General features: G+C 56.2%; 23 protein-coding genes. 11 read left to right on the top strand and 12 right to left on the bottom strand.

Features of this window, described 5'->3' with window-relative positions; genetic code table 11:
• The first annotated feature begins 185 nt into the window (after positions 1-185).
• The 4 genes from SADFL11_RS13735 (at position 186) to SADFL11_RS13720 (ending at position 5,132) form a co-directional block, all read left to right on the top strand.
• Positions 186-944 carry a 16S rRNA (uracil(1498)-N(3))-methyltransferase gene (locus SADFL11_RS13735; protein ID WP_040451520.1) on the top strand — a complete coding sequence of 253 codons (759 nt, stop codon included), beginning with the start codon at positions 186-188 and terminating at the stop codon, positions 942-944.
• Positions 945-946: 2 nt separating this feature from the next.
• Positions 947-2,704, top strand: coding sequence for an adenylate/guanylate cyclase domain-containing protein (locus SADFL11_RS13730; RefSeq protein WP_081450556.1), 1,758 nt, complete (start codon positions 947-949; stop codon positions 2,702-2,704).
• A gap of 155 nt (positions 2,705-2,859) precedes the next feature.
• The gene (locus SADFL11_RS13725; protein ID WP_008195071.1) at positions 2,860-4,233 is read left to right on the top strand and encodes a glutamate--cysteine ligase; all 1,374 of its coding nucleotides are present in this window, start codon (positions 2,860-2,862) and stop codon (positions 4,231-4,233) included.
• Positions 4,234-4,373: 140 nt separating this feature from the next.
• Positions 4,374-5,132 carry a DUF937 domain-containing protein gene (locus tag SADFL11_RS13720; protein ID WP_008194298.1) on the top strand — a complete coding sequence of 253 codons (759 nt, stop codon included), beginning with the start codon at positions 4,374-4,376 and terminating at the stop codon, positions 5,130-5,132.
• An 84-nt stretch (positions 5,133-5,216) separates the two neighbouring features.
• On the opposite strand, the gene SADFL11_RS13715 is transcribed toward SADFL11_RS13720, so the two are convergent.
• Positions 5,217-5,543 carry a DUF1127 domain-containing protein gene (locus SADFL11_RS13715; protein ID WP_134853031.1) on the bottom strand — a complete coding sequence of 109 codons (327 nt, stop codon included), beginning with the start codon at positions 5,541-5,543 and terminating at the stop codon, positions 5,217-5,219.
• A 246-nt stretch (positions 5,544-5,789) separates the two neighbouring features.
• Between SADFL11_RS13715 and SADFL11_RS13710 the strand changes: the two genes are divergently transcribed.
• The gene (locus SADFL11_RS13710; RefSeq protein ID WP_008196013.1) at positions 5,790-6,665 is read left to right on the top strand and encodes a LysR substrate-binding domain-containing protein; all 876 of its coding nucleotides are present in this window, start codon (positions 5,790-5,792) and stop codon (positions 6,663-6,665) included.
• A 102-nt stretch (positions 6,666-6,767) separates the two neighbouring features.
• The gene (locus SADFL11_RS13705; RefSeq protein WP_008194828.1) at positions 6,768-7,658 is read left to right on the top strand and encodes a LysR substrate-binding domain-containing protein; all 891 of its coding nucleotides are present in this window, start codon (positions 6,768-6,770) and stop codon (positions 7,656-7,658) included.
• A gap of 35 nt (positions 7,659-7,693) precedes the next feature.
• On the opposite strand, the gene SADFL11_RS13700 is transcribed toward SADFL11_RS13705, so the two are convergent.
• The 3 genes from SADFL11_RS13700 to SADFL11_RS13690 all read right to left on the bottom strand — a co-directional run bounded on the left by SADFL11_RS13700 (position 7,694) and on the right by SADFL11_RS13690 (position 10,718).
• Positions 7,694-8,605 (bottom strand): DMT family transporter, encoded by a 912-nt coding sequence (locus SADFL11_RS13700; protein WP_040451523.1) that lies wholly within the window; start codon positions 8,603-8,605, stop codon positions 7,694-7,696.
• 183 nt (positions 8,606-8,788) lie between these two features.
• On the bottom strand, positions 8,789-9,925 hold the full coding sequence (locus SADFL11_RS13695; RefSeq protein ID WP_008189331.1) for an alpha-hydroxy acid oxidase: 1,137 nt from the start codon (positions 9,923-9,925) through the stop codon (positions 8,789-8,791).
• Positions 9,926-9,941: 16 nt separating this feature from the next.
• The gene (locus tag SADFL11_RS13690; protein WP_008191552.1) at positions 9,942-10,718 is read right to left on the bottom strand and encodes a FadR/GntR family transcriptional regulator; all 777 of its coding nucleotides are present in this window, start codon (positions 10,716-10,718) and stop codon (positions 9,942-9,944) included.
• Between the two features lie 142 nt (positions 10,719-10,860).
• Here SADFL11_RS13690 and SADFL11_RS13685 point away from each other — a divergent pair, with 142 nt between their 5' ends.
• Positions 10,861-12,243 carry a DUF3422 family protein gene (locus SADFL11_RS13685; RefSeq protein WP_167578986.1) on the top strand — a complete coding sequence of 461 codons (1,383 nt, stop codon included), beginning with the start codon at positions 10,861-10,863 and terminating at the stop codon, positions 12,241-12,243.
• Positions 12,244-12,303: 60 nt separating this feature from the next.
• Here the strand turns inward: SADFL11_RS13685 and SADFL11_RS13680 are convergent, their stop codons facing one another.
• The 5 genes from SADFL11_RS13680 to SADFL11_RS13660 all read right to left on the bottom strand — a co-directional run bounded on the left by SADFL11_RS13680 (position 12,304) and on the right by SADFL11_RS13660 (position 17,273).
• A complete protein-coding gene (locus SADFL11_RS13680; RefSeq protein WP_040451525.1) occupies positions 12,304-12,702 on the bottom strand; it encodes a c-type cytochrome in 399 nt (132 codons plus the stop codon).
• Positions 12,703-12,838: 136 nt separating this feature from the next.
• A complete protein-coding gene (locus SADFL11_RS13675; RefSeq protein WP_008189699.1) occupies positions 12,839-13,783 on the bottom strand; it encodes a LysR family transcriptional regulator in 945 nt (314 codons plus the stop codon).
• 217 nt (positions 13,784-14,000) lie between these two features.
• A complete protein-coding gene (clcA, locus tag SADFL11_RS13670; RefSeq protein ID WP_008190457.1) occupies positions 14,001-15,338 on the bottom strand; it encodes a H(+)/Cl(-) exchange transporter ClcA in 1,338 nt (445 codons plus the stop codon).
• 178 nt (positions 15,339-15,516) lie between these two features.
• Positions 15,517-16,287, bottom strand: a complete 771-nt coding sequence (locus SADFL11_RS13665; protein ID WP_008195366.1) for a L,D-transpeptidase — start codon at positions 16,285-16,287, stop codon at positions 15,517-15,519.
• Positions 16,288-16,535: 248 nt separating this feature from the next.
• Positions 16,536-17,273: a DUF2927 domain-containing protein gene (locus SADFL11_RS13660; protein ID WP_208981098.1), complete on the bottom strand. Its 738-nt coding sequence runs from the start codon at positions 17,271-17,273 to the stop codon at positions 16,536-16,538.
• A gap of 256 nt (positions 17,274-17,529) precedes the next feature.
• On the opposite strand from SADFL11_RS13660, the gene SADFL11_RS13655 reads away from it, so the two are divergent.
• Both SADFL11_RS13655 and SADFL11_RS13650 read left to right on the top strand, forming a co-directional pair.
• Positions 17,530-18,285, top strand: a complete 756-nt coding sequence (locus SADFL11_RS13655) for a protein phosphatase CheZ (protein ID WP_040451527.1) — start codon at positions 17,530-17,532, stop codon at positions 18,283-18,285.
• A 140-nt stretch (positions 18,286-18,425) separates the two neighbouring features.
• On the top strand, positions 18,426-19,094 hold the full coding sequence (locus SADFL11_RS13650; RefSeq protein ID WP_008193281.1) for a DNA-3-methyladenine glycosylase I: 669 nt from the start codon (positions 18,426-18,428) through the stop codon (positions 19,092-19,094).
• Between the two features lie 19 nt (positions 19,095-19,113).
• On the opposite strand, the gene hisG is transcribed toward SADFL11_RS13650, so the two are convergent.
• Genes hisG through hisS form a run of 3 tightly spaced genes read right to left on the bottom strand, consistent with a single transcriptional unit; the run spans position 19,114 to position 22,771 of the window.
• On the bottom strand, positions 19,114-20,082 hold the full coding sequence (gene hisG / locus SADFL11_RS13645; RefSeq protein WP_008195632.1) for an ATP phosphoribosyltransferase: 969 nt from the start codon (positions 20,080-20,082) through the stop codon (positions 19,114-19,116).
• Positions 20,083-20,085: 3 nt separating this feature from the next.
• Positions 20,086-21,240, bottom strand: a complete 1,155-nt coding sequence (locus SADFL11_RS13640; protein ID WP_008194099.1) for an ATP phosphoribosyltransferase regulatory subunit — start codon at positions 21,238-21,240, stop codon at positions 20,086-20,088.
• Between the two features lies 1 nt (position 21,241).
• Positions 21,242-22,771, bottom strand: coding sequence for a histidine--tRNA ligase (hisS, locus tag SADFL11_RS13635; RefSeq protein ID WP_008189616.1), 1,530 nt, complete (start codon positions 22,769-22,771; stop codon positions 21,242-21,244).
• A gap of 372 nt (positions 22,772-23,143) precedes the next feature.
• Here hisS and SADFL11_RS13630 point away from each other — a divergent pair, with 372 nt between their 5' ends.
• The gene (locus SADFL11_RS13630; protein WP_008192726.1) at positions 23,144-24,304 is read left to right on the top strand and encodes a glycosyltransferase; all 1,161 of its coding nucleotides are present in this window, start codon (positions 23,144-23,146) and stop codon (positions 24,302-24,304) included.
• A 7-nt stretch (positions 24,305-24,311) separates the two neighbouring features.
• A complete protein-coding gene (locus SADFL11_RS13625) occupies positions 24,312-25,811 on the top strand; it encodes an ArnT family glycosyltransferase (protein ID WP_008196971.1) in 1,500 nt (499 codons plus the stop codon).
• The last annotated feature ends 102 nt before the right edge of the window (positions 25,812-25,913 follow it).

Here is a 25,913-nt window from a genome sequence, read left to right as displayed (position 1 = left end):
ATTACTTTCCCGGTTATCGAAATTGAAGTCCTACTCATCCGAACAGGCCTCAAAAATCAAGGGCAGCAGCTTTTAAAACAGTCGCAAGGATTGAAAATGGCCGGGAAACAGGAATGCTGTGAAGCATCTGACGTTTTAAAAAATCCGCCTTGAATCGAGCACATTCCACCGCCTACCTAAAACGCATGGGGAAATACGAGTTTAAAATGCAACGTCTTTTTCTGCGTCACATTCTGGCTGATGGCGCTCGGATCGAAGCAGATCGCGGGCAGGCGAACTACCTTCTGAACGTCTTGCGTTTAAAGGACGGGGACTACGTTCTGGTCTTTAACGGCAGCGACGGAGAGTGGTTGGCGAAGATCCAAAGCAGCGGACGGCGTGCCTGTTCGCTGCAGCTCATGGAACGGACGCGCGACCAAACCGCGCCGAACGATTTGATCTACATGTTCGCGCCGCTCAAGCACGCCCGCCTGGATTATATGGTGCAAAAGGCGGTCGAGATGGGGGCGGGCAGCCTTATGCCGGTCATGACGCAGCACACGCAGTCCAGCCGGGTAAATGTCGAGCGCATGGAGGCGAATGTCATTGAAGCGGCTGAGCAATGCGGCGTGCTTTCTGTCCCTACTGTTTTGTCTCCGATGTCGCTCAAAGATGTTCTAACCGCATGGCCTGAGGCACATGCTGGCCGGAAACTGCTTTTCTGCGACGAAGGCGAAGAGACCAACAATCCTCTTTTGACCCTTGTGCAGCTGAAAGAAAACGGACCACCGCCGTTGGCCATTCTCATCGGGCCGGAGGGCGGGTTTTCGAAAGACGAGCGCGGACTTTTGAAAGACCTGGATTTCGTGACCCCAATCCCGTTGGGTCCGAGAATCTTGAGAGCTGACACGGCGGCTGTTGCAGCCCTTGCTGTTGTCCAGGCGACTGTTGGAGACTGGAAGTAGCCATGGACGAGGAGAAGCGCCCAGCAAAAGATATCTCTGCTCCAGGCAACGCTTCTCCAGCTCTTTCCCAGCACGGCGCGGCGAAACATTCGAGACAAAACCGAAAACCCTTCAGAATTCCAGTTGGCGTTGCTCTCGGGTTGGTTTTCTCGCTGCTTTTGGTCGCGATCTGCGGATTGATCATCGCTTACATGGCTGCTGCGGACCGGCGCATTGCGGGCCGCTTGCTGGATCAGCAAGCGGCGGCCATCCTGAATGCCAATCAGGCTGTTTTGGACAAGTTCTTCTCGGAGCAGGATGTTCTGCTTCGCACGATTGCGGTTCATGCAGCGGCGATGCAGCGGCACCTCAACGGCGCCGACTTTGAAGCTTTTAAAGAGCTGCTTCCGGAGAACACTGAGTTTGAACTTGGCCGATCGGTCATGGACGATGCGCCGGCCGACGCATTGCAGGACGTTGCGTGGTCCGCATTTGAATGGCGTGAGGGGCAGGCGGAAGCCGCGAAAACCGCCGAATTGGACCTTGGAAACGGTCAGAGGCTGTTCGTGCATTATCCGCGTGCCGTGTTTCTAGATGTCGCCAGGGACATGACCTGGGACAGCCGGCAGCAAGTGTTTTTGCTCTCAGGCCGCAACAACGTGATTGTTGTCCACGGCTTGCAGGGAGTGGATTATTCGGCAACGCCGGAGACGCCACTGCCATTGCTCAAACAGATGACTGAGACGCCGCTGCACCAGATCTGGGATGCAGGGCATCAAGCACACATCATCGATGGCCAAATCAGCGGTCGACTGTTTCCAGCGTCCGGCGGGGTCTACACCGCAATTTATACGGAGCTCGACACCGGACCTGCCGACGGTTGGATCATTGGGACACTCTACCGGGCCGACCAGTTCGGGGAAGCGTTGGACCAGACCCAGGTGGTGCTCTACGCGGCATTGGCAGCGCTGGTCGCCGGAGCTGCTTTGTCCTTCGTGGTTGGCCGGAAGTTGGGGCGCCCGCTCGCACGGCTGGCTGAAGCGGCCGCCGACCTCCGCAAGCTGGAATTTCATGAAGAACATCGTCTGCCGTCGTCACCTTTGGCTGAACTCAACGACGTCAATCAGGCGTTCAACGGGTCAATCGGCGCTCTCAACGCCTTTGCCAAATACGTGCCGCGTCAGCTTGTGACCCGGTTGATCGAAGAAGGTATGACCGACAGCCGGAATATTGAGCTCCGGGAAATGACGATTGTGTTCACGGACCTTGCAGGCTTCACCAGCCTCGCTTCCAATTTGAGCGCAGAAGAAACAGCTGTCTATCTGAATGGCTATTTCGAAACGGTCTCAAAGGTGATCGCGGACAGGGATGGGACAATCGACAAGTTTCTTGGAGACGGTGTCATGGCATTTTGGGGGGCACCGTCAGATCAACCGGACCATGCCTCCAAGGCAATCGCGGCAGTCACCGCATTGGCGGATGAGATTGAAAAGGATAACGCGCTGAACATGCGCCTCAGGATCGGCATTCACACAGGCAAGGTTGTTGTTGGTGACATCGGGTCTGCCTCGCGAATGAATTATACGGTCATCGGTGATGCCGTGAACGTTGCAGCGCGCTTGCAGGAGTATGGCAAGCACGTTGACCCAGGTGCTAAGGTGATTGCGCTTGCAAGCGGAGACACCATGGCGCAACTACCTGAAGGGGCAAAAGCGACCAGCCTTGGTCCTGTAAAACTCAGGGGCCGTGAGGAGGCATTGACGGTCTTCAGGATTGCGTGAGGCGCGCCTGGGTGTCGCATCTGCGCTTGCATTCTACTTTCAAGACTCCTAAATCACCGGAACTCATAAACGCCGGAAAAGGCATCGGATCATCGCGGTTTTAAGGGGGCTGGGCTTCCTTACGATTTGCACCGCAAACACTAAAGGATGGTTGTATGGCCCGCGATACGGTCGATGCCACACCGATTGAAACGGTCGCTGATCTGGCGGCAACACTGGAAGCGGGTTGCAAACCGACAAGCGATTTCAGGATTGGGACCGAACACGAAAAGTTCGGCTTCAATGTAAAGGACAATTCGCCAATCCCCTACGGCGGCGCCAATGGTGTCGAAGCGGTCCTGGAAGGCATGGAGCGCCTTCTTGGTTGGGAGCGGATCGAAGACGCCGGCAAGATCATTGGCCTCGCTGATGATCAGGGCGGTGGTGCGATCTCTATCGAACCTGGCGGCCAGTTCGAATTGTCCGGCGCGCCGCTCGACAATCTCCACCAGACTTGCCGCGAAGCCAACCAGCACCTGGCGCATGTCCGTCAGGTGGCAGAGCCGCTGGGAGTCGGTTTTCTGGGTATTGGAATGGCACCAACCTGGGCCCGGGCAGACATGCCGCGCATGCCGAAGTCGCGCTACGACATCATGACAAACTACATGCCGAAGGTCGGATCCCTCGGCCTCGACATGATGTACCGCACGTCGACGATCCAGGTGAACCTGGATTTTGAAACGGAAGCGGACATGGTCAAGAAGATGCGTGTCGGTCTGGCGCTCCAGCCAATCGCGACGGCAATCTTTGCCAATTCCCCGTTCACCGATGGCAAGCCGAATGGCTTCAAGTCCTTCCGGGCCCAGATCTGGACCGACACGGATACGGACCGCACGGGCGACATGCCCTTTGCCTTTGACGACGGCTTCGGCTTTGAACGCTATGTCGAATGGGCGCTGGATGTGCCGATGTATTTCGTCAAGCGGGGCTCAGAATATCACGATGTCACCGGAACCACGTTCCGGGCCTTCATGAATGGGGCCCTTGAGGGCAAGATCCCGGATGCTCGTCCGAGCCTTGGTGACTGGAACAACCACCTGTCCACCTTGTTCCCGGATGTCCGGCTGAAGAAATACATCGAGATGCGCGGAGCCGACGGTGGCCCATGGCGCCGGATATGCGCGCTGCCGGCCCTGTGGGTCGGACTGCTCTACGATACCGGTGTTCTGGATCAGGCGTTTGAACTGGTGAAAGACTGGACAGCGGAAGAGCGGGCGGCGTTGCGGGCTCGTGTACCGGAAACCGCGTTGCAGACCCCGTTCCGCACTGGAACCGTGCTCGATGTAGCCAAAGAGGTACTAGCGTTGTCCCAGGAAGGCCTCAAACGCCGCGCGCGCATGAGTGATGGCGACCTGGATGAACGGGTTCATCTGGCACCTGTTGAGGAGGGACTTGCAGCGGGCATGTGCCCGGCTGACATTCTTCTTCAGCGGTACAACGGATCGTGGAACGGAGATCTGTCACAGATCTTCCGGGATTACGCCTACTGATCCTCTTAAAAGCCTAAGTGGTTTTTCTTATCCCGGCAAAAGCTTTGCCGGGATCAATTGACGTTCTGCCGTGAAGCAGTCACTGTGAGCGAGATAGCCTTGTTTCTCAGGGCCTTGCGCAAGACAGTCGAGGCAGCGTGATGACAGCATATGACAAGGCGGCGCCGCCGTTCGATATCTTCTCCTTGAGCAAAGATATGCAAGAGCGCTATGGCTGGTCCAATGACGACCTTAACCGTGTCATGGAACATCTGATGCCTGCCGCGCTGTCCGGGTTTCAGCATTTCGGCACGCCGAGCAAAGGCATGCCAGACTGGTTTTCTCAAGCAGCGCAACTGTCAGCCGGTTCCGGCAACCCCTTTGCTGACTACGCAAAATTCTTCCAAGCCCCCACACAACAAACTCTGACGCCGTTCTTCGGTCCGGAAGCCGTTCAACAGGCCGTTGCTGCGCAGATTTCCACGATGACCGGTGTTCAACGAGACGCTGTTCAGGAGTTGATGCCGGTGGCAGCAACACTTGCCTTCGGACAAGTGGCGAGACCCTTCCTCCAAGGCGAGGCTCAGGTTCTTTTGGATGCCTACCTGCGCGGCTTTGCGCGTGGGCGGCCAAAACGGGCGCCAGCCCCAATCGATTACCTTCAGGGGTACACGGAAGCAATGAACGCCTTTTGGGGCCCGTTCCTGCAACCTGCCGCGGCGCGCGATGCTGAGGAAGAAGCTGAGCTGGAGCCGGAGCTCGAAGACGATCAAGCCGATGAAGAGGCTGAGGCAGACGAGGCGTCGGAATTCGATGAAATGGTGTCCGGTTGGATGTCGGCTGGGCGGGACCTGCGGTCCAGCCAGTTCAAGGCTTTTGATGATTTCTTCGCGACAGCAACCAAAAATCTCGGCAAATAAGACGAACAAAAAAAGACCCGCCGAAAAGGCGGGTCAGTTGACGTCAGCAAGGCTTGCCGACAGGGGCTGCTAAACAATTTCCAATCAAGCTGCGATTTCCGGCCGGGGATGCGCTGGAATAATCGTCAGGCTCGGAGCCTTGGGACCTTCGTTGGCGGCACGGGGCATGGGCTGCAGTGCGGCGATGCTGTGCCCGTTGGCCATCTGCGTCAAAAAAGGTACCGGGTCGGTGTGGACCGGTAGCGCGATGGCTCGTCGAACATCGCTCCGGGTGAGTCCAATGTCCTTCAATGCTGCGTCGCTCAACTCCGAGAGCTTGCCCATTTGGTGGCGGTTCTTGAACACGCGCAGTGCACGGGCAACCAACTGCCCGGAAAGAGCGAAAATGGGATGGTGTGCGATATGTGACATGGCGTAGTTCTCCTGTGAGCCGCCGGAGGAATTTCCGGCTGCTTGTTCCGCGCCCTTGGGGCAGTCCTGTGTTTGGAACACGCTTTAAATGCGATGGATTAATCCATTATTCCAACGAATGTTTTTGATATGAATAATCAGATATTGTGATATGAAGACTGTGTCTTAGGAAAAACTCCCGGAATCGAGCCAATTTGGATGGCTTGGTTCCAATTCTGAATCTACGGAAATTATCGGTGAAGCGGCATGTTGGACTTGGATCAGCTGCGGACATTTGTTGCAATTGCTGAAAGCGGGAGCTTTACCAAGGCTGCGGACAACGTGCACAAGACCCAGTCAGCGGTCTCCATGCAGATGCGCCGGCTTGAAGAGCGGATTGGAAAACCTTTGTTTGTCCGTGTCGGGCGCCAGTCCCGCCTGACCGAACACGGCGAACGACTCCTGCACTATGCCAGACGGCTTGTGCAATTGAACGATGAAACACTCGCGGCCTTTGACGACACAGAACTTGCCGGACTGGTTCGCTTGGGCACACCGGATGACTATGCTGACCGGTTTCTACCGGAGATCCTCGCAAGGTTTTCCCGGTCCAATCCAAAGGCTGAAGTGAGTGTTGTTTGCGCGCCAACGCCGAACCTTGCGGACATGATCGGTGAAGGCGAGCTTGATGTGGCGATCATCACGCACGTTCAGAAAAAAGGCCGCAAAAACGTCGAGATCCTGCGCCGGGAACCATTGCTCTGGGTCGCGTCTGCGCGTCATGCAACGGAAAACGAGGCGGTTCTGCCGATGGCCTTGGGCCGGGCAACATGTGACTGGCGGAAGGCTGCATTGAGCGCGTTGGAGGATCAGCTGCGGGAGTACCGGCTTTTGTATTCCAGCTGGAATTCTACCGCTGTCGGCGCTGCAGTTCTGGCCGGCTTGGCAATTTCCGTTTTACCTGAATCTGCGTTGCGTTCCGGAATGCGGGTTCTGACTGAAGCGGATGGTTTTCCCAGGTTGCCGGAGTGCGAGATCGGCATCATGCGATCCTGGCACAACAATTCCCGTGTCACAGATGCTTTGGTTGAACACATCATGTCGTCACTCGACAATCTTTCGGTTCCGCAGGCGGCAGAATGAGCAAAAATTGAATTGCCATAAAATTTGATGTAAGCAGGGCTAATCTATCATATTTTATGATGTTCCTGCGACTGCGTATTGTGTCCATTCTAGGAGAGCTCCATGAGCCACGCGCTGGATATTGATCAGCTTCGGACCTTTCTTGCAATTGCCGAACTCGGCAGTTTCACAAAGGCCGGGGAAGCGGTTCACAAGACCCAGTCCGCCGTTTCCATGCAAATGCGCCGCCTGGAAGAACGGGTCGGTCAGCCCATTTTTATCAAAGACGGACGGCAGTCGCGTTTGACCGAACAGGGTCTGCGTCTGGTGGAATACGCCCGCCGCATGATTCAGTTGAACGATGAAACCTTGCTGGCGTTCAACGGCAAAAAGGAACTTGGTTTCGTCAAGCTCGGTGTTCCTGACGATTATGCCGATCGGTTGCTTCCGCAGGTGCTTGCCGCGTTCAACCGGCTTAACCCGTCGATTGAGGTTCAGGTCGAATGCACCAGCAGCGCAAAGTTGACAAAAGCGGTGCGCGACAATGAGCTCGATGTTGCGATCACCACATCCGGCGATACCAGTGAATTGCGCGGTGAAATCATTCGGCGTGAACCCCTCTACTGGGTCACATCTGAACAGCATAGCGCGCACACACAAGATGTTCTGCGGCTTGCGCTTGGCCCGTCCAGCTGCAGCTGGCGCCGGTTGTCCATGGATGCTTTGGATCGTGCAGGACGCCAGTACCGCGTGTCGTATACGAGCGCGAGTGGTTCGGCCCTTATCGGGGCTGTGCAAGCTGGACTGGCAGTAACGGTGTTTCCTGAAAGCGCCATTCGGGATGGCATGCGGATCCTGGACGGAAGAGACGGCTTTCCGGCATTGCCGCATTGTGACATCGCCATGCTGCGATCCGATAATGCCCGCCTGCCGATGCATGACCGGCTGTGCAATCACATCATCGCGGCCATTGGCAATGTGGGGACGGTGTCTTCCCGTGAGGCGGCCGAGTAACTCTTCGTTTCCCGGAGCACTCTTTGAAATCTGGCTTATCGGGCGCGTAACATCATGACGTTGCCGCCGAGGACGCAGACGAGGCCGCCGATTGCGAGCGGCGTCCATTGGTAGCCTTCAAAGATTGTTGACAGCGCCAGCGCTACAATCGGGAACAGCACTGTGGCGTATCCCGCCCGCGCGGACCCGATGCGCCCGAGGAGCGTCAGATAGGACGCAAACGCAATAACCGAGGCAACCAAGGCTAGGTAAATCAGGCTGCCGATGTATGGCAGCGTCCAGTCCACGGCGAAGCTTTGGCCACGAATTGCTGAAAACAATCCCAGGAAGATCATTCCGTAAATCATACCCCAGGCCGTTGCCGGCATAACCCCAATCCCGCGGCGCTGTGTATCAGCGGACAACATGTTGCCAAAGCAGAACGATAGAGTGCCGCAGATACAAAAGCCCAGCCCGATCGCGACACTTGTATCGATCTGCGTACCGGCCATCTCCGGCAAAAACATCAGCGCAATGCCTGCGATGCCGAGAAAGCCAGCGGCCAGAGTAAGTTTGCTCGGCCGTTGACGGAAGAGAACAAGTCCCAGAAAGACGTTGAAGACCGAGGCCGTGGAAAAGACGACAGCCAAAAGCCCGGAGGGTAGAGAGGCTGCGCCGTAGTAGAACAGGGTGAAGTTCGTTGAAAACAAGAGCGCGCCAAGTCCGGCGAAGCGAATGTGATCCTTCAAAGGAAAGGTCAACGAATAACCTCTCATGCGAACCCAGGCCATCATCATCGCTGCGGCAACAACGAAACGCCAAAAGACAGACACTTCCGGGGCTACACCAGAGATCTGTCCTTTCATCGCAATCCAACTGAAGCCCCAGGCAAAAACCGTGGCGGCATAGAGACCAAGGTCAGTGGAGTCCATACCGGACCGGGTCAGCGTTGGCTGGGCAATGCTCATGGGAAATACTCGTTTGTGCAGGAACAAGCACAACCTGAGCTTCAAAAGACTTCAGCGCAAATGATAGTTTTTGATGAGATGATCAGCTCTGCGAATGGGAGCGGATATCCCGCCATGCGCCGCCTGACTACACAAAGACTTCAGGCGGCACAGATTTTTCCGTTAGGAAACGCACCGGATTTCCTAAAGCACGAGATTGTGCCTGCCGACTTTCTTGATGTCCGTCTCGCCACACAAGCCCATCGTGACATCGAGTTCCTTGTGTATGATCTCAAGGACTTGGCGGACCCCAGGCTTGCCCATCGCGCCAAGACCATAGATGAAAGCGCGTCCGATGTAGGTGCTGTGGGCCCCCATCGCGACAGCCTTGAAGACATCCTGGCCGGAGCGGATGCCGCCATCGACGTGAACTTCGACTTTGTCGCCAACGGCGTCGACGATATCCCGCAAGATGTCATAGGAGGCGAGGGCGCCGTCAAGTTGCCGTCCGCCGTGGTTCGATACAACAATGGCATCTGCTCCGAGATCAGCGGCAATTCGTGCGTCCTCGACGTCGTTGATGCCTTTCAGGATTAGTTTCCGGTCCCAGTGTTTTTTGACCCACTCGACTGAGGACCAGTCTAGCGTCGGGTCGAACTGGCTGGCCGTCCACTCGGCAAGCGAAGTCATATCTTCGACACCGGAAACATGACCAACGATGTTGCCGAATTCGCGCCGTTTGGTTTGCAGCATGTTCCAGCACCAGCGTGGCTTGAGGGCAAGATCGACGAGCACATGCGGCTTCGGTTTTGGTGGTGTGCTGAGACCATTCTTGATATCGCGGTGCCGTTGACCAAGAACCTGAAGATCCAGCGTCAGGACAAGAGCCGAACAGCCAGCCGTATGAGCGCGTTTCATCAGGTTTTCAGAAAAGCCGCGATCACGCATGACATAGAGTTGGAACCAGAACGGGTTTTTGGTGTGTTCGGCAACATCCTCGATGGAGCAAACGCTCATGGTTGAAAGCGTAAACGGCACTCCGAATTCTTCGGCGGCTTGTGCGGCAAGGATTTCACCGTCTGCATGCTGCATCCCGGTCAAGCCGACCGGTGCAAGTGCCACAGGCATGGCTACATCCTGGCCGATCATGGTTGTTTTGACCGATCGGTTGTCGATGTTGCGCGCAACGCGCTGGCGCAGCTTTTGCCGTTGAAATGCCGCCTCGTTGTCCCAATAGGTGCTTTGGGTCCAGGAACCCGTGTCGGCATAGTCATAAAACATCTTGGGAACGCGCCGCTTGGCTAGAGCCTGCATGTCGGCGACATCGGTTACAATCGGCATATCATTTTCCCCTGAGCTATTTTTTTACGGCTCGATCGGAAGCTTGTGTGCGGCGCAGATCGGCCAGTTTTTCTCGCTGATCCAGCTGTTCCGTGGCAGCGAGTGTGGCGCGGACATAATCTATGTGTTCTTCCGCGCAGCGCTGCGCGAGCTTCGGGTCTCCAGCGGCAATCGCCTCAAACACCGCCTTGTGCTGTTTCAGCACTTCAGCCCGTGCCGATGTATGATGGTAGAGACGGCCACGGTTCAGAAAGACCCCGTTTTCGAAAAGCCGGTAGCAGGAGTGGAGCGTGTGCAGCAACACCACGTTGTGTGCGGCTTCCCCGACAGCATGATGGAACTCCACATCCAGACGGCTCTCAACAAGAGGGTCATCCGCTACGTACGCGGTGTCCATCTGCTCAACGATGTCACTTAACCTGCGGATATCCGAAGGAGCTGCGCGCATGGCCGCCATTGCAGATGCCTGACCTTCGATCCCGCGCCGGAAATCGAAATAGTCACTCACTGCAGACGGGTGCCGGGAGATCAATTGAACGATTGCTTCGGAAAAAATTGGGCCAATGAGGTCACAAACAAATGTCCCGCCACCCTGACGGGCTTCAATGAGGTCCCGGTCTTCCAGAGTCTTTAGGGCGTCCCGCAACACGGGTCGGGACACATGAAGCTGCTCTGCCAACACGCGTTCCGCCGGCAGCCGGTCACCGGATTGAAGGACCCCTTTGAGGATCAGTTCTTCAATTTGATCGACGGCGGCGTCGGCCGTTTTATGAGTGTCTATCGGATGAAACATCGGTTTTTGAGCTGTGATTACCGTGCGAAAATAGTCGACTCGATAAAATTGGTCAATTAAATTATCCAATTTCTGGCCTGCGTTTCGGTTGAAGGTGAAAAAGGCCGCACGTGCGCTTATGTCATCTTTCAAGAAATTCAAAATGCCTGTGGTCTTGGGCAGTCGAAACCGCCATGCTGTACCGGCTGTTGAGCGCAAGGAGGGGCTGTCATTGGAAAAAAACCTGGAAACCGGTGGGGCATTGCCCACATTCCGCGCTTCGCCCTTACGGCAAAGGGTTCTCGGTGAGGTTCACGCCCGGCCATTTCGGCCACTTTTGACCCCGCGAACGGTTCTCCATTACGCATTCCTGACCAACAGTGATGAAGCGATATCGGACAAGGAATGGCTGAAAGAATTCTGTACATCCAGAGGAGTGGCCGGCCCGGCCGACGGAGCTCGGTATCACACCCTGGAGTTCGGTGAAGGCCACTTGAGCTGGGAGCAGCACGCCGAATTCACCACCTATACTTGGAATGGATCAGCCGATCTTGACCATTTGTTTGGCGCGCCTCCAGCCGGCCACCCTTTTGGTGCGGCATTCCGGGCACCGGGCGAGTTGCTCGTCGCTGTGCGTCTGGAGCTGCGGGACGAAATTGATGAAAGCCGCTGGCGGCCCACCTTCGAAGAAGGCAGCCTGACGGTCTCATCGCTCGAGCGCGGACAAGCGACCGTCGCAACGGACTTCCGTCAGGATGGAGACGGGTTGTCCCGGTTTCTGGTGTTGAACCACTCCATGAGCGACGTGCAGACCGGGGCGATCGTTCAACGGCTTCTGGAACTCGAAACCTATCGAACCTTGGCTATGCTAGGCCTTTTTGAGGCGAACACTCTGTCGCCCGACATTCGGAAGTTTGAGATAGAGCTTGCTGCTTTGACTGAACAAATGAAAACGGCGACTGGCCTCGACAGCAATCGAAACCTTCTCAACAAGTTCACGGAACTTGCTGCTTCGCTGGAAGCTGGTGCAACAGCAAGCACCTTTCGGTTTGGCGCGAGCCGCGCCTATTATGAGATCGTGAAAATCCGGTTGTCTGCCCTTCAGGAAGAGGCCATGCCGGGCGAATTGACGATGTCTTCTTTCTTGTCGCGCCGGCTGTCCCCTGCAATGCGAACGTGCCAAGCGATCGAAGACCGTCAAGCAATGTTGTCGCGCAAACTTGCCAGAGCAACCAATTTGCTGCGCACGCGGGTTGATGTGGATCTGGAACAGCAAAACCGCTCACTGCTGGAATCGATGAACAGACGGGCGCGCCTGCAGTTGCGCCTGCAGCAAACGGTTGAAGGTCTGTCGGTCGCTGCTGTCAGCTATTACATCGTGGGTCTGTTTTCCTATCTTGCTAAAGGGGCAAGCGGATATGGACTGCCATTACCTCAGCCCTCGGTCACCACGGCAATTGCCGTACCGGTTGTTGTTTTGTTCATTTGGTGGACCGTGCGCAGAATACGGGCACATCACGTCAAACAAGATAAAGACGACCTGTGATGCTCGCAAAATAAAAGGCCGGGTCTGAAACCCGGCCCTTCTTGAATTTGAGAAACAAACTTAGTTCGTTGTGCCGTCTACGCTGTACTGTGACAGATATGCGATCACATCGGCGCGATCTTCATCTTTGCGAAGACCGGCGAAAGCCATGCGGCCTTTCGGGATCACGTCACGCGGCTTCAAGAGGTATGCGTCAAGGGTCTCTACGTCCCATACGCGGCCTTCACCTGCGCCTTCCATCAGGCTGGGTGAGTACTTGTAGCCTTCAATTGTGCCCCAAGCGCGTCCAACTACTCCGTTGAGCTGCGGACCAACCTTGTTTTTCGCGTCTTCGCCAACGGCATGGCAAGCCGCGCACTTTCTAAATACTTTTTCGCCTTTGGCCGGGTCGCCCTCAGCGCTGGCTTGTGCCGTAAATGCAATTAGCGCAGTGCCGGCGATCATCAGCAGTCGCTTCATGTGTATCTCCCTCAAATTGGGCAATGACTGCCCCTTCACAAATCAACAGTATGTTGCGTTTCGATGCAAGCGACGCGCCGTCGCAGGCAACACCAAGACGCAGATGCACCAAATTCGATCAGCGAAAGCTTCTCCCTCAGCTCGCTTTCGCAGTTCTCGGCCGGTGCAGCCAATCCTCCAGGCCAGCATCCCAGTAAGGCGATGAGCCGTAAAGGCCTGCAAGGAAGTCGATAAACACACGAACTTTAGCAGGCAGGAACTGCCGGCTCGGGTATACGGCATAAAGACCTACATCCTTGGAAGCTCTATACTCCGGCAGGAGGATTTGAAGCTTTCCCTCGCGCAATTCTGGGCCAATATCCCAAGTCGACCGCAAAGCAATTCCGACGCCGGACAACAAGCATTCACGAACCACTTCACTTGAGTTCGTCTTGACCGGTGATTGCGTCCGCACAGTCTCAATCCCGTTCGGGCCTGCCAACCGCCATGGATCCTGATTGGCAGCTGCCAATGTCACATGATTTGCAAGAAGGTCGTCGATGGACTGCGGCGTGCCGTATTTTTCCACATACTCCGGGCTTGCACACAAGATGCGATGGATCGGGGCAAGACGCCGAGCGACGAGACTTGAATCGCTTAGCTCAGCGATCCGGATTGCGAGGTCATAGCCTTCGCCAACGATGTCAACGAAGTCGTCTGACAGGTCCAGATTGATTGATAGGTCCGGATTGTTGGCCAGGAACTTACCCACGTGTGGGGCGATATGCAGACGGCCAAAGGAGGTTGGTACGGCGACTTTCAAGTGGCCGCGCGCCTTCGCAGACCCGCGGGAAACAAACGATTCAGCTTCTTCAACAGAAGCAAGGATCGCGATCACGCGTTCATAAAAGCCTTGGCCGGCTTCTGTCATCGCAATCTGGCGCGTCGTTCGTTGAAGCAGGCGGCTACCGAGTTTTTCCTCAAGCCGGCGAATGCGTTTGGATACAACGGCCGGTGACAGGTTCATTTCGCGGCCCGCCGCCGACATGCTGCCCGCGCTAACGACCCTTGCGAAAATCTCCATATCCGTCAGGTTGCTCATATTTAAACTCTCAGAACACAACAAGTGTGTGTTGGTATCGGTTTCGCCGCACTCGGAATCGGCCGCATTCAAACTTTTATGGCGGACAAGAATTGTTACGCGTTGTCAGCTCATTCAGATCAGATAGGGGCCGCAAACAGGAAGGAAACCTCTTTGAGTTTGCTGTCTTGAACCCTTGTCAGGATTTCAGCAGGGTTTGCAGGCGGCTGAGCAAGGTTCAGCTTTTTCGTGTCCCGAGTTGGACCGGGGTTCTATCTGTTTCTGCATCTGGGGCCTGTCCGGCAAGTCTCAAGGTTCGTTCCAGCAACTGCTCATAGATAGGCCGGCCGCCCAGATGGTGCGCGGTCAATGCTGCGACGGTGCAGGTTACGAGGACCGGCAGGATCAGCGCATAAGCGCCTGTGAGCTCCATCACCAGAACCACGCCGACCAGTGGCGCGCGAACGGAGGCTGCGAAAAAGCCACCCATGGCCGCGATCGCACAGGCGGCTTTGAAATCTGCATCGCCGACCGGAATGATGTCTGTCGTGATCGCTCCAAAGGCCAGACCCGCGCAGGTCGCAATCGAGAGCATCGGGGCAAATATCCCACCCGGCACGCCCGAAGCATAGGAAAAGAGCACGCCGCCGAACCGGAACAAGGTCAGCAGCAAAAGCGCAAGAATGCCGTAATCTTTGGTGACGAGATCCCGGACGAGATCCTCGCCGCCACCCGTTGCATCGGGAAACGCGACAAGCAATATTCCGGTCGCAGCGCCAATCATCATGGCCGGGATCCAGCGCGCTCCCTTTGGAATGGAGTGGAAGAGGTCCATGACCTTTAAAAGCGCCCAATTGAAAAACACCCCGAGAAACCCCAGGCACACGCCCAGGAGCCCAAGAAGGGGAAAACTCCAGACCGGGATGTAAGTGACTTCAATGAGAAGCGGCGGGCCGATATGCGTCAATTGTTCGGTGATGGCCGCGCTCAGGATCGACGCGATGATGACGGCCATGTAGGTCCGGTAGCCAAAGGGAAACTGTCGGCGAGTTTCTTCGACAATAAAGAGGATTGCTGCGAGCGGTGCATTGAACGCCGCCGCCAGCCCTGCAGCTGCACCCGCCGCGAGCAGCCCCTTGTGATCTGCCGACTGCAATCCTTGTGATCTGGAAAGTGCTTCTGCGGTCATCGCGCCCATATGGATGGTTGGTCCTTCACGGCCGAGAACCAAACCTGAGCCGAGCGCGAGCAGGCCGCCAAAAAATTTCACCACGAGAACCCGTGCCCAATGCAGCGGGCGTTTGTCTTCCATCGCCCCTTCAATTTCCTGGATGCCGCTGCCCGCCGCTTCTGGGGCAAAGCGGGAAACAAGGAAAAATGCACCTGTGACGCAAACTGCGGAGACGACCGCTGAGACGACATAAGTCAGAATGCTCGAGCCGATGCTCGCGCGCAGGTTGGCATAGGTCGAGATAATAATTTCGACACCGGAGTGGAATCCGGTTGCCAGACCGCCGACAAGAATCCCAACAAGAGCAGCCTTCAGAAAGTACGGAGTGTCTGAGGTTTTCAGCAAAGTTGGTGCTTTCAAGAGTGTGCGAGAGACCGCAGTTTAATTGCGGCGGATCGATGAGCACAGTTTCGCACCGATTCCGTTATTGCAGCAAGAAGTTGATCGCAGGCCGTATCCGCACAAACGCAAAAACGCGCAGCTGAAGCCGCGCGTTTTGGATCGCTGTTGCGGGTGACGGTCTTTAGATGACATGCACCGTTGTGCCAACGCCGACACGCTCATAAAGATCAATGACATCTTCATTACGCATTCGAATGCAGCCGGAGGAGACGGCGTGCCCGATCGTCCAAGGCTGGTTGGAGCCATGGATCCGGTAGAGTGTCGAGCCAAGATAAAGAGCGCGCGCGCCAAGCGGGTTGTCCGGTCCGCCTGCCATGAAGACCGGCAATTCCGGGCGCCGTTTACGCATGGCTGCCGGTGGGCGCCAATCCGGCCACTCAGCCTTGCGGGTGACCTTGTGCGATCCGGCCCATTCAAAGCCCGGCTTTCCAACACCAACACCATACCTGCGGGCGGTCCCATCGTTCTGGATGAGGTAGAGATACCGGGCATTTGTATCGATCACAATCGTACCCGGCTTGTACTTGCTGTCATAGCTGACGATTGTCGGCAAAAATTGCGGAGCAACCTGGCGGGTCTGAGTTCGCTGTTGTTGCTGCTGTCGAACGGGCTGCTGGCGCGGCGACCACCAATTGGCCCGCTGAACACGCGGTTGCTGGACCTGGCGTTGAACCCGAGGCTGCTGAACTTGCCGACGCGTCGGAGCAGCGGTGCGCCGCTGGACACGCGGCTGGAGCTGCAGCATCCACGGTTCGGTGAGGTTGGGGCTCAAGACGAGCGGCGGCGGAGACACCTGGCCTGCCAAGGCAGGACCGGACGCAAACCCGCTGGCCACAAGGGCGAGACCAGCTGCAATCACCGCGACAGGCACGGATTTGGACAATGAAAACATGGCACAACTCGTTACTTATGGATAACCACGTTCAGCGGAACTCTCGCCTCGCCGGTTAACGGATTGGAAACGATGATAGGTGCCCAGGCTGTGCCAAAGATGAATCAACGGCATCTGGCGCCGACATTCGGCATTTATGGTTAGTTCTTGGTTGAAGAACGAGATGAATCGAAACTTAAGATGAATGGAGTGTTTCTCAGCGCGAATTTCTCGCCATTGAGAACACAAAGGTTTTGATGAAAGGTTGGTTAACGCACGCGTCTGCGGGCGTCGCGCGCGATTTGAAGCAGAAAGTCTTGTGTTTGCTTCACGGACATGCCCGGCTTGATCCGCGGGTCGTAAAGCATGTTCAAAATGATCTGGTCGAACACCGTAAACCGGTTGTGACGCGATGAATCGTTAAAGACCGAATGCACCAGTTTGTGATTGTCGTTCATGGGGCCAAGCCCCTGCAGCACTTCTTCAACAAGGCAGCGCTGAAACAGGAATTCGCCTTCATCAGAAACGATCACCGCTGCTGATCGCTTTATGCCGTTCCGGCCTGAAATGACGCGGACCAGGCATCGCCCGGGAACCTTGGCTTTCGGGTTCTTATAAATGTCGGTCCGGACCACCGGTTTATATTGTTTCCGGTCAACAACATAGATCTCAAAATTTGCGTCTGCTGGCTGCCTGACGACCGTGGCAGACAAACCGCTCACCCTTCGGTCGATCTCTCTTACGAAGCGGCGGACTGTGGCTGTCCGGTCCCTGCGTGCAAGGTTATGGATATAAAAACGAACCGGTGTGGTAAATTTTTTGACCAGGTAAGGCCGCCATCCCCAACTGCGATGCTCAAGGCCGAAGACGGTTTGTTCAAACCCGAACATTATGTCTTCGGTCGTAAAGGCTTCACTAGACGCCCGCGAGGGCATGCCTGCCGACAAAGCCAACATTGCCATGAAAATCAGGATCTTGTGCATCATGTTAGCTGCAATGGACTTCACTCCGATCTATGCCGAATTCAGATCACGGCCCCGCGAACTTGTCCAGCCCAATACCGGGATGTGATCTTCAACCGGCACCAGCTTCTTTCTGTTCCAGGCAGTGTAGATAGGGTGTGAATGATTGACCTTATAACCATTGCGGGAAACCATCGGCCGATGTTGTTAGTATCGAAAAAACAATTCCTTAAGCTTCCGTCGGTATAAGGGCAAAAGCGTTTTGAGAACAAGCCTGCAGGGGCCAGGGACGGGAGTAGGTATGACCGCTGTGAAAAGATCCTTCCGAGCGGAAACCTTAATACGTATGGAATCCGTATCGAATACGGACCCTGCGTTTGCCGAAGAGCGTCGGCATCAGGAAGTTTTGGCTGAACTCTCGACCTTAAAGGCGATGATCCAATCGGGCGAAGGTCAGGAGCAAAAAGCTGCGCTCGACCCGGAAGCCATGAGCCAGAAGTTCATCTCCGAGTTCCGTAAAGAGCTTTCGGAAGCAGCAAAGCTCAAGGTGGAACTGGACGCGATCTATGAAGCGATCGCCCAGACCAAAAAGGAAATTGCTACCCTGCACCATAAGACTGGTTCGGAAGGCGAGGATATGACTCGCGTGACCAACGAGCTTGATGCGGTTGTGGTCGGCACTGAAGGCGCGACGGAAAGCATTCTGTCAGCAGCCGAGTTCATTGATGAAACTGCGAACACCTTGTCTGCACGTCTCAAGGGGCAAGATTCAGAACTTGCTGGTGACATTCAGGACCGCGTAATCCAGATCTTTGAGGCCTGTAACTTCCAGGATTTGACCGGTCAGCGGATCACTAAAGTGGTTGGTACACTTCGTTTCGTCGAAGATCGCATTATGCAGATGATGGACATCTGGGGGGGCATTGAAAGCTTCAAGGACATTGAAGTCGAAGAAGCCAAAGCCGCGGAAGGCGATGCCGCGCTGCTCAATGGCCCGGCACTGGAATCCGATATCGATGTGGCGACCCAGGACGACATCGACGCGCTCTTCGCGTAATTATTTGCTTGCAGATCGAAAAGACCCGGCCAACGAGCCGGGTTTTTTGTTGGCTGCACAGCGGATCCCAGATTGCGCCACTCTGCCATCTCGTGTAGCAAATGAGATGTGGAACAAAACGTGAATAAATGAGAGGCGCAATGGTCAAGGCAGGACAAACCATCAAAGCAGAGCGGGATCCGGAGACCGGCCTGCTCCCTGGGGCCGATGGCAAACAGCGCTGCTGGTGGCATGGCAATTTGCCGGACTATTTGCATTACCATGACACGGAGTGGGGCTGGCCTGTGGACGATGACCGGCGTCTCTTTGAAAAAATCTGCCTGGAAGGGTTTCAGTCAGGTTTGTCCTGGCTGACGATCCTTCGAAAACGCGAAGGGTTTCGGGCGGCTTTTGCCAACTTCGAATTTGAGGATGTTGCGAATTTCACAGAAGCGGATGTTGAACGGTGCCTTGGCGATGCAGGGATTGTCCGTCACCGTAAAAAAATCGAGTCCACGATCAACAATGCGAAACGTGCGATTGAGCTGAAAAGAGAGTTTGGATCGCTGGCGGCTTATTTCTGGGCTTACGAGCCAAAGCCGGAAAACCGGCCAAGAGAAATCACCTTTGAAGTCGCCAAAACACTCGGAAAAACAGAAGAAAGCACTGCGCTTTCAAAAGACCTCAAAAAACGGAGCTGGAGTTTCGTTGGTCCAACCACCGTGTATGCCTTTATGCAATCCATGGGCATGGTCAACGACCATCTGGAAGGCTGCTGCTGCCGGGAGCCAGTAGAAGAAGCGCGTAGAACATTCAAGCGGCCGCGGTGAAGCGGAGTGTGGTTGGCAGTTATCTGCCAACCTTCTCCTTCAGCGGCGCAAAAAGCGGATTGTCTTTTGAAAAGACGTAATCGAGCGTCTCCACCGTTACAGTGTCCGCGCCCTCGGCGATCAGCAGCTTGGCACAGGCGGCGACAGCGTCCTTTGGGCACAACACGCTCACATAACCGGTCGATCCCGATTCTGAGAACCGCTGGATCGCGCCGATATTGCTAACCGCCCGAAGCGCCTGTGTCCGGTCATCGACCACAGCCTTGACCAATTTCACATTGCGCGCGGCTTCCTCGGCTGCGACCCGGTCGAGGATTTCCCTCGCCCCGCTGAGGGCCGTTTCCGACCAGTCAGCATTGAGAGAGGCCACCAGATTTGCTTGGCTCATCAGCATGACGCCATCCGACAGAACCTTCAGGTTATTGGCCTGAAGGGTCGAGCCTGTGGATGTGATGTCGACGATCAGTTCTGCGGATCCGGCCGCAGGAGCGCCTTCGGTGGCACCGGCGCTTTCCACGATCCGGTAATCGGCGATGCCATGTTTTGCAAAGAAAGCCCGGGTCAGGTTGACGTATTTGGTGGCGACCCGCAGGCGCCGGCCATGGCGGTTGCGGAAGTCGGACGCAACATCACCAAGATCCGCCATGCTTTCCACGTCGATCCAGGATTTTGGGACGGCAATCACGACATCGGCGTGGCCAAACCCGAGCGGTGTCACGATGTGGACGGCACTTGCCGGATCGGCAATGTTTTCATCGACCAGGTCCAGTCCGGTGATCCCGAAATGGACAGCCCCGTCTGCCAATGCACGTGCAATTTCAGAAGCGGACAGGAAGGCAATCTCCACCGGCGGCAGACCCTTGATGGCACCACGATAGTTCCTGGCCCCACCCGGTTGCGTCACTTTCAATCCGGCGCGGCTGAAAAAGGCTTGTGTGTTTTCCTGAAGCCGGCCCTTGGAGGGAATCGCGATCACAAGTTTGCTCATGGGTTAGCCTCCGATCCGATCTGCAATCCGGTCCAGCCAAATGGAAAAACCGATCGCCGGAACATCCGTTTTTGCGCCCAGCAGCGTGACCAGCTTGTCATAACGGCCGCCGCCGACGAGCGGGCCGTCGTGAGTTTCTGTGCCGCCATGGATTTCGAAAACGAAACCTGAGTAGTAGTCGAGCCGCCGTCCGAAGTCCGCAGCGAGCGACAGCCGGGCCGGATCAATGCCCTTGTCGGCCAGTGCTCCCAAACGCTGCTCGAACGCTGCGATGGGCTGGCTCAAGTCCAGATTGTACTCTGCCGCAAAGGCTTTGAGCGCCGACACCGCGTTGGCGCCATCTGACTTGATCGCGAGATAGCTCTTGAGAGCAGCTGCCGCTTCTCCGTGACCTGCAGTTCCGCGGGTTAAGGCGGCTTGCTCCAAAAAACGGTCGGCGATTTCAGCAGGTGTGCGCCCGCCAACGGCGGAAATTCCGGCAATCGACAAGAGATCCTCGACCACCGCATGTGCCGCCTTCGGATCGGCGCCCTCGAGCGCTGCCAGAAAACCGAGGCGCACGTCGCGGGTCTCGTCGTCGCTTGTCGTAGCACCGGCCATGCGCTCGACGGCTGCTGCCAGCTTGTCGGTTTCGCCAAAAAGGTCACGCAGGCGGCGCTGCCAAACAACCGGGAGACCGAGCTCTGCGAGAACAGCTGCGAAAATCGTCTCATCGCCAATCCGGATTGAGACATCTTGAAGACCAAAGGTGCTCAGGGCTTCAATCGCCAGGGCCAACAGGTCCGCGTCGGCTTCGGCTATATCAGTACGGCCGAGGCTTTCTGCGCCCATTTGTGGGATTTCACCCAGTCCGTCCGGACGCTGCCGGAACACCGGACCATGGTAGCAGTAGCCCGTCGGAAGGGTGTTGTCGCCATATGCAACGTGGTGACGGCAAACCGGGATGGTAAAATCTGGCCGCAGGCACAAATCCGCGCCGTCCGCTCCTTGGGTCAGGTAGAGGCGGCGGCGAATGTCCTCACCGATCAGATCCAGCAGAACATTTGCCGGTTGGAGCATAGGCGGCGACACTGGAGCGTGTCCGGCTGCCTGAAACAAATTCAGGACCGCATCAATTTTTGCTGGATCGAGAGCCGGTGTGTCGCCCGCGGTTGCCATATCAGTCCCCGTTTGCCTGTCTGCGGTCTTCAGCCTGTGCATCCAAAATTCCGCGAACGGCCTCGATGAGATCCGCCTCGTTGGCCGTGACCTGAGCCGGTCGGCTTTCCCGCCACGTGACATTGTCGACGTCTGTTGATTCAGAGGCCAGCCGGGCACCTTCGATCAGGTCCTTGATCTGGATTTCGCCAGCCTCACGCTCGTCCGAACCTTGAATGATGGCGATCGGGCAGCCGCGCCGGTCAGCGTATTTCAGCTGGTTGCCGAACTTCTTCCAGTTGCCCTGATACATCTCGGCCCGGATACCTGCCTGGCGCAGGTCCTGAACCATTTTCTGATAGCGGCCGAGCGCTTCGGTGTCGCCGTCCATGACAGTTACCAGCACCGGTGCCACGACATTGGCTGTTTGCAGTTTGCCAAGGTTTTTCAGCGCGGTCATCAGGCGCGAGACGCCAATGGAAAAGCCGGTTGCTGGCACGTCGCGGCCAGTAAAGCGCTTGACCAGCCCGTCATAACGGCCACCACCGCCCACAGAACCGAACTGAACAACTTCACCTTTTTCGTTGGTGACGGGGAATAACAGCTCAGCTTCGTAGACCATACCGGTGTAATACTCGAGGCCGCGGACCACCGATGGATCTGCGATAATCCGATCTGTTTCATAACCAGAAGCTTTGACTAGATGAAGTAGTTCTCCGATATCAGCTCCAGCAGAAGAAACTGCTGGATGATTATCAAAAAGGTAGTCTATGTGTTCGCTGAATGCGGTTTGATTGATTCCACTGGCTTCTGCGGCGATCAGATTCACAATCATGCCAATTTGATCTGCATCTAGACCAGCTCCTTTGGTGAAGTCGCCGCTATCGTCTTTTCGGCCATCTCCGAGCAGCAGTTTGACACCCTCAATACCAAATTTGTCTAGCTTGTCCATCGCCCGAAGAACAGTCAGGCGGCGCTCTGCGTCGTCCTCATCGCCGAGACCAACGGCTTCCAGAACACCGTCGAGAACCTTGCGGTTGTTGACGCGGATGACATATTGGCCGCGGGGAATGCCAAGGGCTTCCATGGCGTCCGCCATCATCATGCACATTTCAGCGTCGGCCTGAACGCCCGGCGCGCCAACGGTGTCGGCGTCGAACTGCATGAATTGGCGGAACCGACCCGGCCCAGGCTTTTCATTCCGGAACACCCAGCCATTGCGATAGGTGCGGTAGGGCAGCTGAATTTCGTTGATGTTTTCCGAGACATGCCGGGCGAGCGGCGCGGTCAGATCATACCGCAGGCTCATCCATTGCTCGTCATCATCCTGTACGGAGAAGACGCCGGCATTCGGCCGGTCTGTATCGGGCAGGAATTTGCCAAGGCAGTCGGTGTATTCGAAGGCCGGTGTTTCAACCGGGTCAAACCCGTAGCTTTCGTAAACCTGACGGATCTTGGACAGCATCTCGTCTGTGGCACGGATATCGGCGGCAGAGCGGTCAACGAAGCCACGCGGCAAGCGCGCCTTCAGTTTGTTTGGTTTTTTGGCCATGAGATCTTTGTGTCCTGGCGGGTTTTCCGCACATGCACCCTTTGGTGAAGGCATCTGGAAAAGTCTTGTGATGTTGCCGGTTGTCCTAGACGAAAGCGGTTCTGAGAGCAAGCGCGGGAGCAGATCGCGCTGACCCGCAAGACACGGTGATCTTAACCGAGATGAAAAAAGGCCGCGCCATGCCTTGTTTGCATCACAGTCCGGGCTAAAAGGACGGCAACGGATCGCAGTCCCGATTGCCGCTGTTTGAGACAGGGCGACCGGTGCGTTCTTTCTTGTATTTAATCTGCGCCGGGCTATGGTCCGCGCGAGTGAGACCCGGCGCTCTGAAAGTAAGCGACTGGATCTGTCAGGCTTGGAATTGGAACAACTATGGACGGCGTCGTGAACCTGGTGGGTGATCAGGGCGGAGAGACCAGCGCACCGCGTTCTTTGAAACGCGAAGCGTTGCCCGCTGAGCTGAGCATCATTTTGCCAAGCTTCAACGAGGCCGAGAACATTCCAATCCTCATTGGCCTGCTGGACAAGGCGCTTGCCGGGACAGCCTGGGAGGCGATCGTCGTTGACGACAATTCCCCGGATGGCACTACAGAAATTGCCCGGAAGCTGGCTTTGAGCGACCCGCGCGTGCGTGTGATCCGGCGTATCGGCCGGCGCGGACTGTCCGGCGCCTGTATTGAGGGGATCCTTGCCTCTTCCGCGCCCTATGTCGCAGTGATGGATGCTGACTTGCAGCATGACGAAACGTTGCTGCCCAAGATGCTTGCCGAAATCAGGACTGGTGATATCGACCTTATGGTTGCAAGTCGGAAAGTGGAAGGCGGAACCGTCGGCGAAGGACTGTCCAAGGTCCGGGCTTGGGGCTCCAACATCGCCAACGGGCTTGCACAGAAGCTTTTGAATGTAACGCTCAGCGATCCCATGAGCGGGTTTTTCATGGTGCGCCGGGAAAAAGCCGAAGAGCTGGCCCCGAAACTGTCGCCGCAAGGCTTCAAGATCTTGCTTGATCTGGTGTCGTCAGCTGCCGGTACCTTGAAGATCAAGGAACTGCCGTTCACGTTCCGCGAGCGCCAACACGGCGAAAGCAAGCTGGATACACTGGTCACGCTCGATTATTTCGGGCTGCTGCTCGCCAAGTATTTTGGTGACATCGTCTCTGTCCGTTTCCTAATGTTCGGCCTGGTTGGTGCCAGTGGCCTTGTTGTCCACTTGGCAGCTTTGCGAGTGTTTCTGCTGTCTGACATGAGTTTCAACATGTCACAGACCGCGGCGTCTTTTGTTGCGATGACGTCGAACTTTTTCCTGAACAACCAGCTGACCTATCGGGACCGGCGTCTGCGCGGTCTCGGAGCGCTGATCGGTCTCTTGACCTTCTACGCAGTCTGTTCTGTCGGCGTTCTGGCAAATGTCGGTGTTGCCAACCTCATATATGCTGATCCGGCGTACTGGTGGTTTGCGGGCGCTGCAGGTGCGATCATGGGTGCTGTCTGGAATTATGCGGCAAGTTCCGCACTGACCTGGCGGAAAAGCTGAGGCATTCGTGACAAACGCACGCAGCTCTGAAGACTTGCCATTTTTCCTTCGGCCAGCCGGACTTGTTCTGGTTGTTGTCGCGCTAATGGCTCTCAAGGTTTTTGCCGCAAGCCACGCGCATTTTGTCGAGGATGAAGCCTATTACCGGATCTGGGGGCTTTATCCAGCGCTCAGCTACTATGATCATCCACCGATGATCGGCTGGTGGATTGCAGCGGGACAGTCCGTTTTTGGAGACACCGTGTTTGCGGTGCGGGCATTGGTTATCTTTTCCGGCCTTATCGGATCGCTTGCACTTTGGCGGACGGCCTCCATCCTGTTTGATACCCGTGTTGCCGGTTGGGCAGTCCTGTTCTTGAACACCAGCTTGCTGGTCGGTATTGGCGGGATCCTTGCAACACCGGATGCCCCGTCGGTCCTGTTTTGGGGCTTGAGTTTTTGGGCGCTGGCCGAGCTTATCACTTCCAAAAACGCGAAATGGTGGTTGGTTGTCGGGTTGATGGCCGGGTGCGGGCTCTTGTCGAAATACTCGGTTTTGTTTCTCGGGGCGGGGATCGTGCTGTGGCTCTTGTGGGTTCCGGACGCTCGCCGCTGGCTGTTGACTTGGCAGCTCTGGGCCGGTGGATTGATTGCGGTCCTGACGTTCGCGCCGGTGCTCTACTGGAACCATCTGAACGACTGGGTCAGCTTCTACAAACAGTTCGGGCGGGCCGGCAGTGATGGGTATACCGCCAAGTACATCTTCGAGTTTATTGGCGCGTTTGTCGGTCTGCTCAATCCGTTGATCGCGCTTTTGGCAGCGTTTGGCGCCGCCCGGTTGTTCGGCCGCTTTTTGAAACAGGATGTGGTCGCCTCGCTGATCATTCTAACCGTGCTGCCGTTCCTGATTTATCTTGCCTATCACTCGCTACACTCGCGTGTGCAGGCCAACTGGCCAGCGCCCTTGTTTCCGGTCATTGCATTGATGGCAGCGATCTTTGTAGGCGATCTTCAAGGCCGCTCAAGAAATTGGGTCAAGCTTGCCACAACCGGTGTCTGCCTTGGTCTTGTGATCGCGTTTGCCGTTCAGCTCCATGCTGTCTCGGCCTTTACAGGGCAGTTCGCGCGAAAAGATCCGACCCATCAGCTGCGCGGATGGCCGGAAATCGGCGCGGCTTTGGAAGACGTTGTTGGCAAGACGGATGCAGTCTTTGTTCTAACCTCCGGCTATGGCCTTAACGGTCAAATCGACTTTCTCATGAAAGACACGGTGCCGGTTCACCAGTTTACCCAGCGGATCCGCTACATCATGGCGCCACAGCCGCAAGAGGCTGGATTTGATGGCGCTGGGCTTTATGTCGCTGAAAGCCGCCGGGACCAAGCGGATGTCCTCAAGGCTCGGTTTGACGCCGTAGAGCAGGTCGCGGTTTTGGAGAGATTGGTGAAGGGTGTGCCGTTGGAAGAGCTTGTGGTGTACAAGCTCTCAGGCCGGAAAACGGCTGCTCTTGATCCGCTGGAGACCAAGTAACGCCGACTGCATAAGAGACCGACGTCACGATAAGACTTGCAAAACTCTACGAAGTTTTGCAGGGAGGAGCGTGTCGTTTCTTATGTATCTTTGCCGCGCTGT

The sequence above is a fragment of the Roseibium alexandrii DFL-11 genome (assembly GCF_000158095.2).
GTDB lineage: Bacteria > Pseudomonadota > Alphaproteobacteria > Rhizobiales > Stappiaceae > Roseibium > Roseibium alexandrii.
Note: the sequence above shows the minus strand (reverse complement) of the source record. Positions and strands in the feature narration are given on the sequence as shown.